We start from the raw sequence: 16,845 nt of genomic DNA, 5'->3' as shown, positions 1-16,845 counted from the left end.
ATACCGCAGCCCATTACCAGCAATGTTGCGATGACCCCGCTTAACCCTGCGATGAAACCGCAGGCGATACCGCAGCCTATTACCAGCAACGTTGCGATGAGCCCGCTTAACCCTGCAATGAAACCGCAGGCGATACCGCAGCCTATTACCAGCAATGTTGCGATGACCCCGCTGACGCCAGCGCAACCTCCTCAGCCGCGCGTTTCCCGAGCCTTGCCGGCCCGATTGCCGCAAGCCCAGCGTCTGTCCAAGGGCGCCAATGCCGCCCTGGGCATGCAGACTGCCGCCGCCAACCTGTGGCAGAACGAGATGGGCACCTTGAGCCGACGCTTGGGTGAGTTGCGTTTGGGCAAGGACCAAGGAGGGCTCTGGACCCGGGCCATGGACGCAAGGCTGAACGTCGACAGCGGTGACAGCCGTGCGTTCGACCAACGGCTTAGCGGTATCGAAGTGGGCGCTGACCGCGCCATTGAATTCAATGATGCAACGCTCTACCTCGGCGGCATGTTGGGCATCGGCCACGCCGACCAGGACTTTGCCGAGCACAGCAGTGGTGATATCGATAGCCGTTCAGTGGGGCTATACGCCACGTACCTGCAAGACAACGGCGTCTATCTGGACACCGTGCTGAAATACGATCACCTCAAAGGCGATGTGAAGGTGTCGCAAAACCTGGGCGATCAAGTGAGTGGCCACTATGACGCAAACGTTTACGGGGCCAGTGTTGAACTTGGCCGCCAGATTGTTCTGGCTGATGGTTGGTTCATAGAGCCCCAGGCGCAACTGTCCGCTGCCCATCTGCAAGGGCCTCGCTACACCAGCAGCGACTCGCTGGAAGTAAAAGCACAGGACCAGGACTCGGTCCAGGCCCGGGTAGGGGCGCGCGCGGGCCGCAACTTCATGCTGGCTTCAGGCACCCAGGTACAGGGATACCTCAGCGTGTCGCAAATTGAAGAGCTGGCGGGTGACAGCCACGTATCGGTAGATGGGCATGCCCTGGACAATTCACTGCCAGGCACGCGCACCGATTATGGAGCAGGCACCGCTTTGCAACTCAGCGCCCGGCAAAAGCTGATGGTCGAGACCCACTACGTGCACGGCAGTGAAATCGAACAACCTCTGCAAGTTACCGTCGGCTATCGAATCCTCTGGTGACAGCAGGCTGCAAGCAGCTACCCAGCGATAAAACAAAGAATCAATGCTGTTGGAGGTTTCATGAAACGCTCACGGATACGTGTATTCGGAGTCTTGGCCGGTGCTTTGTGTGTAATGGTGTGCTTAACCAGCAGCGCGTACCTCGGCTGGTTGCTGGTGCTGCACGACACCGAGGCGCAGTTGGACGATCTGGCCGAACTGGCGGTACGCAGGGCGGATAGCACCGTGGCTCAGGCAGGCGAGGCACTCAGGCAACTGGCAGACTCAGGGTTGCCGGCCTGTTCGCCGTCGGGCATTGAACAGATGCGCCTGATTGCATTGAACACCTTGTTCGTAAAATCGGTCGGCTATACCGAAGAAGATGTCTACGCCTGTAGCTCCAGCGGAGCATGGGCGCCGGAGGGGCCAACCTTCGCGGAAGATTTCCAGACATCCGAAGGGGTCTACGTATCGTTGAACGGGCATACAGACGTTAATGCCGTTAATGGCAAGCTTACCCTGCAGTACGCCGCGTTTCGGCTACTGGTAGACCCCGAGCCGCTTCAGGACACCTCGTTGAAACCGGGTTTTCGCCTGGCGTTGGGTGCCGGTGCCGGTCGTTGGATGGAGCAGCGCCACGCCGACGGTTTCACCCAGTTGCTGACGCTGGTCCATGAAGGCCGCCGGCCGATGTTGGTCGGCGACTACATCTACAAGTGGGTGACGCACGGCAATTGGCAGGCAGTGGTAGCCCTGTCCAGGGAGGCGCTACTTGCCAATCTATGGCGCAAGCAACTTATCGCGCTGCCGATCGGAGCGGCAGTGGCACTCTACGGATTGCGGGAAATAGCACGCTATACCAACGCTCGTCTGTCACCGATGGCCGAACTGCGAGGCGCCATTGGACAAGGCAATATTCATGCGTTTTATCAACCCATCATTGACCTGCATAGCGGTCGTTGCGTGGGGGCTGAAGCGCTGGTGCGATTGAAACAAAGCGATGGCACCTGGGCGACGCCCGAACGCTTCCTGACGCTGGCAGAAGAGAGTGACCTGATCGAGGACATCACCGAGAAAGTCCTCCTCGCTGTGTGTGACGACTTAGGCGAGTACCTGCGTTCGGACCCTTGCAAGCATGTCTCGATAAACCTTGCGGCCAGGGATATCTGCAGCGGTCGATACCTTGACGTGCTGAGTAATGCGATTGCCCGCGCAGGCATCAATGCGCATCAAGTCTGGCTAGAAGTTACCGAGAGCAGCCTGTTGGACTTTGAACCTGCGTGTGAGCACCTGACAGTCAGCCGCCAGCGCGGCCACCCGATAGCCCTGGATGACTTCGGCACCGGTTATTCCAGCTTGCAGTACGTGCAGCATCTGCCCATCGACCTGCTGAAAATCGACCGCACCTTCGTGGCGCGAATTGACGACGACAAAGCGTGCCCAGTGCTGGAACTGACTATCGCCCTGGCTCAGGAAATGGGGCTGGTCATGGTAGCCGAGGGCATAGAGACACAGCAGCAAGTGGCCTTTTTGCGCACCCGCGGCATTGAATTTGGCCAGGGCTGGCTATTTGGCAAACCCATGCCGGTCGGTGAGTTCATCGCCTACAGCGAACACAGGGCGGCTACTCGGCAACTAATCAACGTTTAAACCCACCGAAAATGCTCGTCGATCAGACGAGTCAGGAGAGCAGTATGAAAACGGCACTACTACCACTGGTTCTGCTTGCAGCATCCGGCATTGCCAACGCGGGCATCCCGCAATTGAACGCCACCTGCCCAGGCAATCTGGACATCCATGCCGATCAAGGTGGACCTGTCTACATAAATGGCAAGGAAGGAAAGCTGAAAAAAATCAATGACGAGAACTTTGAAATCAAAGGTGCTGGCGTAACCATCAGCCTGGGCATCAACCCGGACGGTACGCCGTGGATGTCCTATACGGGCAAACACAGGGCCAATGGTATTTGCACGATAAAGAACAGCTGAGTTCAGGGCATCTGGATGCTTGGGCCGTGTCGGTCACGACTCGCAAGAAGGCGAGGCTGCATGGCCCGAAGCAGGTGAGGTTGGGGCTTGGGAGAGCGATAGCTCATTGCACCATGCTGGGGGCGTGCTTTGAGGTTCACTACAGCGACTCAATATCAAAATTATAGGGCTGACCCGGTACGTATCCGCCAACGATAGAGGCAATTGCCGCATCATCGTCGGCAGCAGACTGGGGAATCATTGCCAAGGGGGCCGGTGCGAGGTTTTCAAGGTGTTCACGCCAGCGCAGAAGAACCTGCGCGAGTAGCTCAGGCTGGGAGGCAAACTGGCCATAAACATCGGCCTGCGTTATGGTCTTTTCGAGTAACGTGCGCAGTCGGGTTTGGGTCATGTACAGCTTACGGATCTCCCGATCCAGTTTACTTATCTGTGTATTCTTTACTTGAACATCGCCTCGCAGGCGCGGGCCAGATTCTGCCTTCAAGGTGTTCAACTGCCTGATCACGCTGTTTAAAGCGCCGCTGACGCGGTCAAACTCGCTGTCTGTAATGCGCTTGAGGTTGTCTTCACGTGCCTTTTGCCAGCGTCGAAGGGTTGCCCAGCAATTGGGGATATAGCTACCGGTCATTGAGTGGTTGGCGTTGTCGAGCAACTGCTGCCAAAAAGACCCTCGTACAGGTAACCCATCAATTTCCTGTAGCACGCGTGCACAGCCACGATCAGTGATCGTACGACATCCCGGTTCCCAGAGAATGGATGACTGCCCCACCAGTCCTAAATCCACCGCCATGAAGTGACGCAGCTTGCCGTGGTGTGTGTAAGATTCCCCGGTCAAGTTGGTGTTGCCCGTGATCAAGAACAGCGTTCCGATTGCCGTACTGAGTGGAAGGACCTCAAAACCCTTCGCAATTCTTGCCATTGAAAAATACATCCACGGGGCCGGCAAGCTTGGCACCGGATCGTTGTGGTTAACGATGCGGTGATGGACCAATGCGCTTGCACCTTCAACAAATGTAGCGTCGCCTGCTCGTGGGGCACCGTAGGTGTAGAGCAGAATATTGAGCTCAAAACGGTCGTCACGTCGTAGTATTTCCGCCAGTATCAGTGCTATTGCACCGCCTAGACTATGCCCGGTAATGACTAGTTTTTGTCCGCTATGGAATCTTTTCAGGTATTCAAACACAAACTTAGCGACGACCCGAGCTGCCTCATAGAAGCCGTTATGTACGTTGCCCACCCCTTCATCGAAAAGTACTTGGCGTGCGTCAGCATCACGTAAGCCGTCTGGTAGTACTTCGCTCGTTCCGCGTACGGAGATTAAAATCAACTCGTCGTGATGGGTAATGAAGGCCTGAGTATCCGTACCTTGGGATTCCAGTCGATCATCCAGCCAATGCAACTTTGCCGGATGCTCCTGTTCCTGCCCTAGTTTTGGGTCGTTTAGTTCGGGGTAGAGCTGCGGATCGAAGGGCACCACTTCCAGGCGCTTGGAATAGGGTACTTCTTCATACAGGGGGTAATACGCCTTACCCTCGTGCTGGGCAGCATCTACTTGCCACAGCTCGTCAAACTGCGCCAAGGCATGGCCGAACCAGTTTCCGCTGCTGGGTTGTGTCGGAAAACTCACGGTTCCGGTTTCAACCGGGTGGGTGGCGGGGTTCTGACTGAAGTCGGTGTAGCTCAGGGTCGCCATCAGCGCCAGTTGATACATGTTTAGCGCACAGAACTCGTCGGCTGTCGACAACATTGGCCGCAGTGCCCGCAAAGGCCGAACCTCGAGCACGTAGTGTCGGTTGGGTAGCAGGGCAATTCCTCTCGCGGTAGGCGGTGAAGGAGCCGCCCCCCGCTGAGTTGCAGGGGTATCCCCATTGAGGATGTGCGCAGATACGTGATTGACCTGTTCATGGCTGCCCACAGCCGTTTCAGCGGGCTGACGGAACAGCGCATGTACATACTTGTCAGGTGGGAAGGTTCGGCTGACGAGGGGTGGCAGGTGCGCGATGTGCTCCACCAGTTCACTGACTTCAACCTGGTAGAAGACACTTGCGCTCTCTTGGGCGGGGTTTGAGCTTGTTCTTGCGCCGGTTGTGTTGAAAAAGCGAGTTTGTTCTGCACGTACTTGTAGTTCGGTAATAGGGAGGGGGTAATGATCTCTATCTTTTAAGTATTCGTAATATTTGTTTTCTCCAGTGTAGGATTGGTTCAGTTTAAGAGTAATCGGGCCGCAAAAGTGATGATTTATTTTGCCTTGCCCTGACTCGTCCAATCTTTCGGTATAAATCGTACCTTCGTAATCGATGACTTCATAAAGCAAGTTGGCATAGGCTCGGCCATCGCCAAATTCATCAACTAAGTGAAAGCTGGTCGCATGTTCGCGGTAAGGGCAAATATGAATTGCGCCAGTGAAAGGTTTAACACCCGTATCTAATATTGGAGTGAAATTCATGGGGTCGAGTCCTTGCTCTCGGTGCAACCGGGGTAGATTGTGCAGATGCGTCCGTCAATCATTCTGAATGTGCTGAAGTCTTTATTGTTGCCGCGGCAGAAAGCATATTGATCTTCAAAGCTTTCTCCCATGCAGCGCTTCCATCCCTCGGGTACTTTTACCCACGTGCCTTTCAAGTAGGGACGCTCTACGTCGGCTAATTTGATCTTCAGCCTCACAGCCTTTCCCGGAAGTTGATCCAATGTATAACCCGAGAAAGGCTTGCCGATGTCAATTTTTCCCAGTTCATTCGTTTTCCGACAGGAAAGAATTCTTACTATGTTTCGCTTACGGCTAACGGTTCGAAATAGCCATTGGCACTGCCCATAAAACTCACTCAAGCCAGTATCATTGAAGGTGCCTATTACACGTTTTGGCAGATCATCACCTACCGCCAGCTTGGCGTAATCAGAAGAGGTGTATGCGCGCTTTTGACTCACGCTGCTAATTCCGATTATGTCGATTTCTAAATCGTACAACATCAATGAGCAACCGCTCACCGTTCTGAATAGCAGCACCTCAGAGATCGGTTTGTATTCTTTACCCAGACGATTGAAAGCTACTTTTGTATTTCTTCCGCCCGGCACACTACAGGTTTCTCCGGTAGCAGGCACGTACGTAGCGATTAAGCTGTAGGTAAAGTCGGGTGGTAGGTCTGCAGTAAAAGTAAAACTTTTCGAGGGTGTTAGTAGCCAGTAGATTAAAACTGAAATTAGGAATATGCCAACGATCATAAATATTAAAATAGCCTTCCTGCGATTACCAGATTTTTCTTTGCAAGCTACAGGTGGAGAGGTGGCCGTCATGGCGTTACCTCCTTGCTTTCAGTACAACCTGGATAGATGGTGCAGACGCGACCATCTACCATGCGAAACGTGCTGAAGTTTTCATGGTTGCCATAACAAAATGCGTGTTGATCTGCAAAGCTTTTACCCATGCAACGCTTCCAGCCACCTCGAACCTTAACCCACGTATCTTTCATATAGGGTTCTTCTACATCAGCTAGTTTAATTTTCAGCTTTACGGTTGTGCCCGGAAGTTGATCCAATGTATAACCCGAGAAAGGCTTGCCGTTGGCAATTTCTCCCAATTCATCTGTTTTCCGGCAGTAGAGGGTTCTTAATAGGTTCCGCTGGCGACTAACGGTGCGAAATAGCCATTGGCACTGCCCATAAAACTCACTCAAGCCAGTATCATTGAAGGTGCCTATTACACGTTTTGGCAGATCATCACCTACCGCCAGCTTGGCGTAATCAGAAGAGGTGTATGCGCGCTTTTGACTCACGCTGCTAATTCCGATTATGTCGATTTCTAAATCATACAACATCAACGAGCAACCGCTCACCGTTCTGAATAGCAACACCTCAGAGATCGGTTTGTATTCTTTACCCAGACGATTGAAAGCCACTTTTGTATTTCTTCCGCCCGGCACACTACAGGTTTCTCCGGTGGCAGGTACGTACGTAGCGATTAAGCTGTAGGTAAAGTCGGGTGGTAGGTCTGCGGTAAAAGTAAAGCTTTTCGAGGGTGTTAGTAGCCAGTAAGATAAGATTAGGGATATGCCCAAGGCCATAAATATAAAAGCAGCCTTCCTGTAACTACCATATTTTTCTTTGCAAGCTACAGGTGGAGAGGTTGCCATCATGGCGTTACTTCCTTGCTTTCAGTACAACCTGGATAGATGGTGCATACGCGACCATCTACCATGCGAAACGTGCTGAAGTTTTCATGGTTGCCATTACAAAATGCGTGTTGATCTGCAAAGCTTTTACCCATGCAGCGCTTCCAACCACCGGGAACTTTAATCCAGGTATCTTTCATGTAGGGTAACTCCACATCGGCCATCTGTATGTTCAGTTTTATCGTATTCCCTCTAAGTTGTTCCAGGTTGTACGCCGAAAATGGTCGGCCGTTCGCTATGTTTCCATGCGCATCTGTTTTTCGGCAGAACAGGATTTTTGTAATGTAACGCTCAGGACCGATGGTGCGAAAAAACCATTGGCACTGCCCGTAAAACTCATTTAGTGAAGAATTATTGAATTTGTGTTCAAGGTGTTTTGGTAGTTTCGCCGTGACCGAAAATTGGGCGCGGTCAAAGCTGGAGTAGGCACGTTTTGCGTTTCTGCTATGTATGCCAAAAATCTTTACCTCCGCATGATTCAACATGAGCGCGCATCCGCTCACGGTTCTGAACAGTTGAACCTCGGAGATGGGGTTGTATTCTTTGCCTAGACGATTGAAAACCACCTTTGTATTTCTCCCGCCCGGCACGCTGCAGGTTTCGCCGGTGGCAGGCACGTACGCAGCGGTTAACCTGTAGGTAAAGTCGGGGGGTAGGTCTGCGGTAAAAGTAAAGCTTTTTGCTGGTTCTGATAGCGCCCAAACCAGGGCTGAGGTTATGCAGGCGCCCAAGCCCAAGGCTTTAGTAAATGGCCTCACAGCGGCAATTTCCCTTGCCAATACAGGACTTCCGTTCGCATACGTTCAAAGTGAGCTTGTGGCACTTCGTTGGGCTGAGGCTTCCAGGCCGGTGGTAGGGTGAAGTTTTGCGCTTGTAAGCTCTGGATTAACAAGAAATGGATATGTTCAGGGGCGTGCAAGCCCCAGGTGTGCGCCAAGGCCAGTACTTCGCGCAGCCAGGAGTCGAGATCGCGTTGCTTGGCCAGCTTGACCAGGGTGTCGGTATGTTCGCGCATCAGGTAGCGGCGGCAGTTGTCGAACAATATTTGCGCGTAGGTGGTCTCGGGCGTGGGTGTCGCCAACCACGCAGGGGTCACAGGAAGTGGGTGCTCAGCGGGATCGAGGTTATCGGTAACCTTCCAGCCATCGGTCTGCCAATAGCATACGCTCGCCATGGGGCCGAGGTATTCGGGGAGCTGTTCCGGTTGCAGGTGAGCCAAGGCGCGACCCAACACACGGTTATCGTGCATGCGGTAGATCGCCTGGTTTGGACGCTCTCCGGTTACCAGACGATTGCGCCAATGGCGGGTCAGTACGTCAATCGGAATATCACCAGCGCTGGCCAGCCAGCCCCAGTGCCGCTGGGGTGTAGCGAGGAGTGCATGCAACGCGGGATGTTCTGCCGACTCCAGGTGAAAGAGGTAGGGCGCGACGTTGACCAGCGATTGCGCCGCTGTGGCTACGTAAAAGTTGCGGTACCGGTTGGGCCCGAGCGAATTGATCAGTGCGTTGCGCTCATCAAGGTGACCCACGGAGTCCAGCACCAGGTACAGGTTCCGTTCGAGGGATGCTTGGGTATCGAGCCATTTTTCAGGCGTGGTCATACGCGATCTCCGATGCTGCACAGGCCATCGCGACAGGCTTCGCAAAGCGGGCAGTAGTCCGCTGCGTTTTGCTTGGCACTGGTAACGATGGACAGGGGGCTGGCAAGGCTGGCGACTGCGTCCTGGGCGGTCTGTGACGGCGAAAGTGCGACGACTGGAGCCCCACCGAGCTCGATTGCAGTGCTGCTGAAAATTCCTCCGGGCGTTATGACGATATGCTGGCCTGCAGCTTTCAAGCTGATGCTGACCCCAGCCTCAAGGATCAGTTGGGCGCCTGCCTTGAGATGAGCTTGTTGTCCTGCTTCAATTGCGAGCGTTTGACCGATGCGGGTGTGGCTACTGTTTGCCACGTGCAGATTGTCGTTGGCCTTGAGCTCGACTTTGCGATCAGCCGTGACGGTCTGCTGATCTTCCGCCTCCAGCACCGCAATACTGTTGCCCTTGATGGTTTCCAGGCGCTGGTTGCCGACCTCCAGGCAACTGTCGTTCTCGATCTTTTGCTCCAGGTCGCGCTGGGCGCGCAGGTAGATCAGCTCTGCGCCACTGCGGTCTTCGATCGACAATTCGTTGTAGCCACCACCGTGCGGTGAGCTTTGGCTGCGCAGCACGGTCCTGGTTTTGTTGGCAGGTAAGGGGTAGGGCACGGCCGTCACCTTGTTGGCCACACAGCCGGTGATCAGTGGGTGATCGGGGTTGCCCTCCAGGTAGGTGATCACCACTTCCATGCCGACGCGTGGAAGAACCACAGCACCAAAGCCCGTGCCAGCCCACGCGGAGGATACGCGCAACCAGCAACTGCTCTGGTCGCTGTTCAGCTCGGTGCGGTCCCAATGGAACTCGACGTGGACCCGGCCGTATTCATCGCAATGGATTTCTTCTCCAGGCGGTCCTGTAACCCGAGCAGTCTGGCTAACCAGAACCGATGGGCGCTCGACAAGCGCAGGTCGATAGAACACGTCCCAGGGAATCGCCCTGAAGCGGTTGCGGTAGCCCTGGTTGAATCCGTCCTGGGCTTGGCTGTCGTGGCTAGCCGACTCTTCCAGCACCTGCGGCTGTTTGCCCTGATGGGTCACGCTGAGCAGCAGCCACAACGCGTTGCAGCGCGCGCGCGGGTGTTCGCTCAAGGTGAAGAAGTGACCACTGCGCAGTGCTGGCTGATCACTTTCGCCTTCGCTCAGTTGGGCGTCGTGGCGATGCTGTTCCAGGGCTTGACGGGCAAGTTGTTGGCCGCGTGCTTCGGTGTCACGCTGCTGCGGGTAGCGATAGTCTTCAAGGGTGGGGCTCGACCCGCTGCGCCAGCGGCTTTCCAGCAAGCGGCTTGGCCGTTGCAGGTCGTAATCGCGGCGGCTGACGCTGCCGGTTCGGGTGCTCAAACGCTGGGAAAACTGGTGAACCACCGGATGCTCGGCGACCATGCCGCTGCCTTGCAGATAGGGCGTGGTTCCCAGGCGCGGGAAATAGGTCTGATCGGCGCTGAACACCAGCTTGTGGCCATCGACGCTGTGCTGGTAATGCCAGGCAATGCCTTCTTCGCTGCATAGCCGTTGGATAAAACCAAAGTCGCTCTCGAAATACTGTGTGCAGTATTCGCGCTTGGGACAGGTGCTGACATGCATGCTGAACGCGTCGGCAAGAATGCCATGGCCCTTGAGCACTTCGGTAACAATCTCCGGCACGCTCAGACCCTGGAAAATCCGCTGGTTGTGGCTGAACTGCAGATAGTGCAGGGCGGGCACCAGGGTCAGTTGGTAATGGGTCAGGCGCTTGCCGACTTCGCCGACCTGGAACTCTTCGATCAGTCCATGCAGCCCTTCGCCGTTGAGGTCAAAGCGCAAAAAGGCCGGCTGCCCGAGCAGGCGCTCGAGATCGAAATTGGCATGCTCGCTGACCAGTTCGATGCGAATCGCGTACAAGCTGCTGATGGCTTCGGTACCCTCGAATGCCCGCACCTTGAAGTCGTTGCGAACAGAGGGAATGAGCAGTTCAAACTGCGCGGTGTTGGCCGAGGCGAACATAGGCTAGTCCTTAAGCGGGGCGTGCAGGTCATCGACGCCCACCTGGGAAGCGCCATACCCGCAGCACCCTAATAAGGACTGCAATAAAATGATGTAGGACCGCTCCTAAAGCCAGATCAGAAGTTTCAATTTCTCCATGAACTGGCTGAAAACCAGCACCGAAAACCGATGTAAACGCGCCCCAGAGACAACTTCAAGCCTGCTCGGCTTTTTCCAATGGCGGGTCGAAGGCGACGAACAGTTGGTCGGCGCTGATTGCACCGAGGTCCAGGCGCATGTTGGCTTCGAGCATGGCAAACAGGCGGGTGAACACCTCGAACACCTTGCAGTGGTCTTCCATGCCGGAGAATGGGTTGTCGATTTTCTCGGCGATCAACGAGCTTTCCTGCACGGCGTCATACACCTCGCGCAGGGTGATTTCGCTCGCCGGACGCGCCAGGGTCAAGCCGCCGTGCGCGCCGCGCCAGGATCTGAGGATGTTGGCCTTGACCATCAGCGAGACCAGGCTGCGCACGCGGGTAGGGTGAGTCTTGACCCATTTGGCAATGGTCTCGGTACGCAGTTTCTGCGGGGCGTTGGCGGCCACGAACGACAGAATGTACGAGGCGGTTATCAAGCGGGTCGACTGGCTCATGGCTTGCTCAATCCTGTGAAAGTGTTCACTCAAACTCAGTAGCAACGGGGTGTAGCTGGCCGCATTAGGCCCCTGCAAAAAGGTGCTTGGCAACCGTGTGCTGATGAGTCTAATGTAATTGTCACGATGACAAATACAAATATTTGCAGCATCGATGCGTGCGAGGTCGGCAAAATCCTTTTCTCTGCGGTTCAACAGGGGCAATGCCATGAGCGATAACAACAACAAAATTACTCAAGCGATGCACGACAGCGGCTTGCCGCGTCGCGATTTTCTGAAATACAGCGCCGCTGCGGCGGCCGTGGCCGGGGCGTTTTCCCTGGGGTTGCCGATGCAAGGCTGGGCCGAGGAGGCCACACCCAAGGCCGGTGGTGTACTGCGCATGGGCTTGGCCGGTGGCAGCACCACCGATTCGCGCGATCCCGGCACCTGGAGCGATACCTTCACCTTTGTCGGTTTTTCTGCGGTGTACAACACCCTCAGTGAAATCGACGTGGACGGTAGCGTCATTCCTGAGCTGGCCGAGCGCTGGGCGTTGAGTCCCGACGCGCGGATCTGGACGTTCACCCTGCGCAAGGGCGTTACCTTTCACAACGGCAAAACCCTCGATGCCGATGACGTGGTGGCTTCTATCCAGCATCACTTGGGCGACACATCTACCTCGGCGGCCAAGACCGTGCTGGGTGACGTCGCCCAGGTGCGTGCCGAAGGTACCGATACTGTGGTGTTCGAATTGCATTCGGGCAACGTCGACTTTGCCTATGTGGTTGCCGACTATCACTTGGCGATCATGCCGGCCAAGGACGGTGTGGTTGACTGGCAGTCTGGCGTTGGAACCGGCGGCTATCGTCTCAAGGGCTTCGAGCCCGGTGTGCGCATGGACCTGGAGCGCAGCCCGGATTACTGGAAAGCAGGCAGGGCGCATTTCGCCAGTGCCGAACTGCTGGCCATTGCCGACGGCGCTGCGCGGGTCAACGCGCTGGTTACCGGCCAGGTCGACGTGATCAACAAGGTCGACCTGAAGACCGTGGCCCTGCTCAAGCGCAACCCGAACCTGGCCATCGAGGAAACCAAAGGCGCCCAGCACTACACCTTTCCGATGCTCACCGACAGTGCGCAGTTTCAGGACAACAACGTTCGCCTTGCGCTCAAGCATGCGATCAACCGTGAAACCTTGCTGGCCTCGGTGCTCTATGGTTATGGCCAGATCGGCAACGATCACCCGATCCAGCCCGGCAGTCGTTTTATCAATACTGCCCTGGAACAGCGCAGCTATGACCCGGACAAGGCGCGTTTCTACCTGCGTCAGGCGGGGCTCGACTCGCTCAAGGTACGCCTGCAGGCCTCCGATGCCGCTTATACCGGCGCAGTAGACGCTTCAGTGTTGTTCAAGGAACAGGCACGCCAGGCCGGTATCGACATCGATGTCGTGCGCGAACCGGCTGACGGTTTTTTCACCAACGTCTGGATGAAGCAACCGTTCACTACCTCATTCTTCTACAGCAGCCTGACCGCCGACCGCATGTTCAGCATCGGCTACGCCAAAGGCGCGGCGTGGAACGAGACACACTGGGACAACCCGCGTTTCAACCAACTGCTCAATGCCGCCCGTGGCGAGATGAACGCGCCACTGCGCCAGGAAATGTACAACGAAATGCAGGCACTGTGCCGCGATGACGGCGGCGCCATCGTGCCGCTGTTCGCAAGCTCAGTGGCGGCACGCTCCAAGCGTGTGGCCCATGGCGGGCTTACTGCGCCCTATGGCGAGCTCGATGGCCTGCGCTTGATCGAGCGTTGGTGGCAGGCCTGAGTTCGGGCCCGAGCCATCACCTTTCGTTGTGCCTGTTGGAGGAGCTGTTCGGTGAATAGTCTTTATAAACTGCTTGTGCAGCGCCTGGCCCTGGGGTTGTTGTCGCTGTTTGCGGTATCGGTAATCATCTTTCTCGCTGTGGGGATGCTGCCCGGCGATGTCGCCCAGGCCATGCTTGGCCAGGCCGCGACGCCAGAAACCGTGGCAGCGCTGCGCGCACAACTGGGCATGGATGTACCGGCGTTGACCCGCTTCGGCCATTGGGCCTGGCAATTGCTGCAGGGCGATCTGGGCGTGTCGCTTGCCAACCAGCGGCCGATTGCCGATCTGATCGGTGCGCGCCTGGCCAATACCTTCAGCCTCGCCGCGCTTGCCGCTTTGATTTCGGTGCCGCTGGCGTTGCTGCTGGGGATGCTTGCCGCGTTGTATCGCAACAGCTGGTTTGATCGGCTGCTCAATACCAGTGCCTTGAGTGCGGTGTCGTTTCCGGAATTCTTCGTTGCCTACATCCTGATCCTGGTCTTTGCAGTCAAGCTCAACTGGTTGCCGAGCATCTCCAATTTGAGTCCAGGGGCGAGCTTCGCCGAGGTCCTGGAACGCTCGCTACTGCCGGTGCTGACCCTGAGCCTGGTGGTGGTCGCGCAGATGATGCGCATGACCCGTGCGGCACTCATCAACCTGTTGGCCAGCCCGTACATCGAGATGGCCCGGCTCAAGGGCATCAGCCCGGCACGCATCATCTTCTACCACGCCTTGCCCAACGCCCTGGCACCGATCATCAACGTCGTCGCCCTGAACCTTGCTTACCTGGTGGTTGGCGTGGTGGTGGTCGAAGTGGTGTTCGTTTACCCAGGCCTGGGCCAGTTGCTGGTCGATTCGGTGGCCAAGCGCGATATTCCGGTGGTGCAGGCCTGCAGCCTGATCTTTGCCGCCACCTACATCGTGCTCAATACCACGGCCGATGTGCTGTCGATTGCCAGCAATCCACGCCTGATGCATCCGAAGGGGTAACGCATGAGCATGATCAAACAACTGTCGCGTGCGCCCTTGAGCGCCAAGTTCGGCCTGCTGGTGATTGTCGTGTATGTGCTGGTGGCCGTGTTTGCCCCGGTACTGGCGCCCTATGGCGAAACCCAAGTGGTGGGCGAGGGCTTTGCGCCTTGGGGCGGTGAATTCCTGCTGGGCACCGATAACCTCGGGCGAGATATGTTCAGCCGCCTGGTCTACGGCGCACGCAATACCTTGGGCATCGCCTTTCTGACCACGGTGCTGGCTTTTGCTCTCGGTGGCTTTTGCGGCCTGGTGGCCGCGATCAAAGGCGGCTGGATCGATCAGGGCCTGTCGCGGGTGGTGGATATTCTGATGGCCATCCCGCAACTGATTTTTGCCTTGCTGATTCTCAGTGTGGTGGGCACCACGGCCACCTCGCTGGTTCTGGTGATTGCGCTGCTCGATGCCACCCGCGTGTTTCGCCTTTCGCGGGCGGTGGCCATGAACGTGGTGGTACAGGACTTTGTCGAGGCCGCACGCCTGCGGGGTGAAGGGCTGTGGTGGCTGGTGAGCCGCGAGGTGCTGCCCAATGCTGCAGCGCCGCTGATTGCCGAGTTCGGCCTGCGTTTTTGCTTTGTGTTTTTGTTCATCAGTGCGCTGTCGTTCCTGGGCCTGGGCATTCAGCCGCCAACGGCCGACTGGGGCAGCATGGTGCGTGACAACGCGGTGTTGATCACCTTTGGGGACATTAGCCCGCTGTTGCCAGCGCTGGCGGTGGCGTTGATCACAGTCAGCGTCAACTTTGTCGTGGATTGGGTCCTGCACGCATCCAGCGGCCTCAAGGAGTGCTGAAAATGACTGGCATTACGAACCAAGCGCCGTTGCTGGAAATCCGCGATCTGCGTATCGAGGGTCACTACGAAGATGCCTGGCATCCGTTGATCAAGGGCATCGACCTGACCCTGCAACGGGGTGAGGTATTGGGCCTGATCGGCGAGTCGGGGGCGGGCAAGTCGACCCTGGGCCTGGCCGCGATGGGGTATGTGCGTGACGGCTGCCGGATCACGGGCGGCTCGGTACGTTTCGATGGTATGGAGTTAGTCGGCGCCCGTGCCGAAACCTTGCGTGGGCTGCGCGGTCTGCGCATCGCCTACGTCGCGCAAAGCGCTGCTGCCTCATTCAACCCGGCCCATCGCCTGATTGACCAGCATGTCGAGAGCGCAGTGAAAAATGGCGGAATAAGCCGCACCCAGGCCGAGGCCGAAGCGGTGCAGCTGTACCGGGTGTTGGGGCTGCCTAACCCCGAGCAGATCGGCCAGCGCTACCCGCATCAGGTGTCTGGCGGTCAGTTACAGCGGGTGATGACCGCCATGGCCATGGCCTGCCACCCCGATCTGATTGTATTTGATGAGCCCACCACGGCACTCGACGTCACCACCCAGATTGAAGTGCTGGCGGCGATTCGAGATGCGGTCAAGACCTACGGCAGTGCTGCGCTGTACATCAGTCATGATCTGGCCGTTGTCGCGCAGATGGCCGACCGCATCATGGTGCTGCGCCACGGCAAACTGGTCGAAGAAGCCGACACCCGCAGCATGCTCGACGCACCCACGCAGGAATACACCAAGTCGTTGTGGGCGGTACGCAGCTTCCACACCGAGCCAAAACCAAGCCCCGCGCAGGGCGAGCCCTTGCTTGAGGTTCGCCAGGCCTGTGCCAGTTACGGCCAGCAGCCGGTGCTGCATGATGTGTCATTGAAACTGCACCGGGGCCAGACGTTGGCGGTGATCGGCGAGTCGGGCAGCGGCAAAAGCTCAACGGCCCGCTTGATCACTGGCCTGTTGCCGCCCAGCGCTGGACAGGTGTTGTACGCAGGCCAGGCATTGCCGGCTGACTTTCGTCAACGGAGCAAGGAGCAATTGCGCCGCGTGCAGATGATCTATCAGATTCCCGACACCGCGCTCAATCCGCGCCAGCGCATCGTCGACATCATCGGCCGGCCATTGACGTTCTACCTGGGACTCAAGGGCCAGGCCATGCGCAAGCGGGTCGCCGAGTTGCTGGAGATGATCGAACTTGACCCGGCGCTGTACATGGAGCGGCAGCCGCGAGAGCTGTCTGGCGGACAAAAGCAGCGAATTTGCATTGCCCGGGCGCTGGCTGCCGAGCCTGAGCTGATCATTTGCGATGAAGTGACCTCGGCCCTGGATCAGTTGGTCGCCGAGGGCGTGTTGAAGTTGCTCAACCGTATCCAGCAGCAGTTGGGCGTTGCGTATCTGTTCATAACCCACGATGTTGCCACGGTGCGTGCCATCGCCGATGAAGTGCTGGTCATGCAACGGGGAAGGGTGGTCGATCATGGCAGCCGCGAACACATCTTTACTCCACCTCATCAGGACTACACCGGCCTGCTGTTCTCTTCCGAGCCAGAAATGGATCCGGACTGGTTGGACCGACTGTTGGCTTCACGTGCAGCACCTTCTACCGTGCAACCTGCTTAAAGGA

General features: G+C 56.8%; 14 protein-coding genes. 7 read left to right on the top strand and 7 right to left on the bottom strand.

The genetic code is table 11. The features are described 5' to 3' along the window. The 3 genes from V0R60_RS02450 to V0R60_RS02440 all read left to right on the top strand — a co-directional run. Positions 1-1,155: autotransporter outer membrane beta-barrel domain-containing protein (locus tag V0R60_RS02450; RefSeq protein ID WP_330078450.1), on the top strand; the 1,155-nt coding region annotated here is incomplete at its 5' end. Positions 1,156-1,215: 60 nt separating this feature from the next. Further along, positions 1,216-2,784 carry an EAL domain-containing protein gene (locus tag V0R60_RS02445; protein WP_330078451.1) on the top strand — a complete coding sequence of 523 codons (1,569 nt, stop codon included), beginning with the start codon at positions 1,216-1,218 and terminating at the stop codon, positions 2,782-2,784. A gap of 44 nt (positions 2,785-2,828) precedes the next feature. After that, a complete protein-coding gene (locus tag V0R60_RS02440) occupies positions 2,829-3,122 on the top strand; it encodes a hypothetical protein (RefSeq protein ID WP_136475999.1) in 294 nt (97 codons plus the stop codon). A 139-nt stretch (positions 3,123-3,261) separates the two neighbouring features. Here the strand turns inward: V0R60_RS02440 and V0R60_RS02435 are convergent, their stop codons facing one another. The 7 genes from V0R60_RS02435 to V0R60_RS02405 all read right to left on the bottom strand — a co-directional run bounded on the left by V0R60_RS02435 (position 3,262) and on the right by V0R60_RS02405 (position 11,540). Beyond that, a complete protein-coding gene (locus V0R60_RS02435; protein ID WP_330078452.1) occupies positions 3,262-5,568 on the bottom strand; it encodes a lipase family protein in 2,307 nt (768 codons plus the stop codon). Then, complete coding sequence (locus V0R60_RS02430) at positions 5,565-6,413, bottom strand: hypothetical protein (protein WP_330078453.1); 849 nt, start codon at positions 6,411-6,413, stop codon at positions 5,565-5,567. Before V0R60_RS02430 ends, V0R60_RS02435 begins: the two co-directional genes overlap by 4 nt. After that, the gene (locus tag V0R60_RS02425) at positions 6,410-7,252 is read right to left on the bottom strand and encodes a hypothetical protein (RefSeq protein ID WP_330078454.1); all 843 of its coding nucleotides are present in this window, start codon (positions 7,250-7,252) and stop codon (positions 6,410-6,412) included. Before V0R60_RS02425 ends, V0R60_RS02430 begins: the two co-directional genes overlap by 4 nt. Further along, the gene (locus tag V0R60_RS02420) at positions 7,249-8,067 is read right to left on the bottom strand and encodes a hypothetical protein (RefSeq protein ID WP_330078455.1); all 819 of its coding nucleotides are present in this window, start codon (positions 8,065-8,067) and stop codon (positions 7,249-7,251) included. Before V0R60_RS02420 ends, V0R60_RS02425 begins: the two co-directional genes overlap by 4 nt. Then, positions 8,043-8,891 carry a DUF4123 domain-containing protein gene (locus tag V0R60_RS02415; RefSeq protein ID WP_330078456.1) on the bottom strand — a complete coding sequence of 283 codons (849 nt, stop codon included), beginning with the start codon at positions 8,889-8,891 and terminating at the stop codon, positions 8,043-8,045. Before V0R60_RS02415 ends, V0R60_RS02420 begins: the two co-directional genes overlap by 25 nt. Beyond that, a complete protein-coding gene (locus tag V0R60_RS02410) occupies positions 8,888-10,906 on the bottom strand; it encodes a type VI secretion system Vgr family protein (protein ID WP_330078457.1) in 2,019 nt (672 codons plus the stop codon). Before V0R60_RS02410 ends, V0R60_RS02415 begins: the two co-directional genes overlap by 4 nt. Before the next feature lie 193 nt (positions 10,907-11,099). Further along, positions 11,100-11,540 carry an Rrf2 family transcriptional regulator gene (locus V0R60_RS02405; protein WP_203541225.1) on the bottom strand — a complete coding sequence of 147 codons (441 nt, stop codon included), beginning with the start codon at positions 11,538-11,540 and terminating at the stop codon, positions 11,100-11,102. A gap of 208 nt (positions 11,541-11,748) precedes the next feature. Between V0R60_RS02405 and V0R60_RS02400 the strand changes: the two genes are divergently transcribed. Genes V0R60_RS02400 through V0R60_RS02385 form a run of 4 tightly spaced genes read left to right on the top strand, consistent with a single transcriptional unit; the run spans position 11,749 to position 16,841 of the window. After that, positions 11,749-13,350 (top strand): ABC transporter substrate-binding protein, encoded by a 1,602-nt coding sequence (locus V0R60_RS02400; RefSeq protein WP_136476005.1) that lies wholly within the window; start codon positions 11,749-11,751, stop codon positions 13,348-13,350. A 51-nt stretch (positions 13,351-13,401) separates the two neighbouring features. Then, on the top strand, positions 13,402-14,361 hold the full coding sequence (locus V0R60_RS02395) for an ABC transporter permease (protein ID WP_330078458.1): 960 nt from the start codon (positions 13,402-13,404) through the stop codon (positions 14,359-14,361). Positions 14,362-14,364: 3 nt separating this feature from the next. Further along, a complete protein-coding gene (locus tag V0R60_RS02390; protein ID WP_136476007.1) occupies positions 14,365-15,192 on the top strand; it encodes an ABC transporter permease in 828 nt (275 codons plus the stop codon). Between the two features lie 2 nt (positions 15,193-15,194). Then, entirely contained in the window at positions 15,195-16,841 is a 1,647-nt protein-coding gene (locus V0R60_RS02385) for an ABC transporter ATP-binding protein (RefSeq protein ID WP_136476008.1), read from the top strand. The last annotated feature ends 4 nt before the right edge of the window (positions 16,842-16,845 follow it).

Source organism: Pseudomonas auratipiscis, from assembly GCF_036324085.1.
Lineage (GTDB): Bacteria > Pseudomonadota > Gammaproteobacteria > Pseudomonadales > Pseudomonadaceae > Aquipseudomonas > Aquipseudomonas auratipiscis.
Note: the sequence above shows the minus strand (reverse complement) of the source record. Positions and strands in the feature narration are given on the sequence as shown.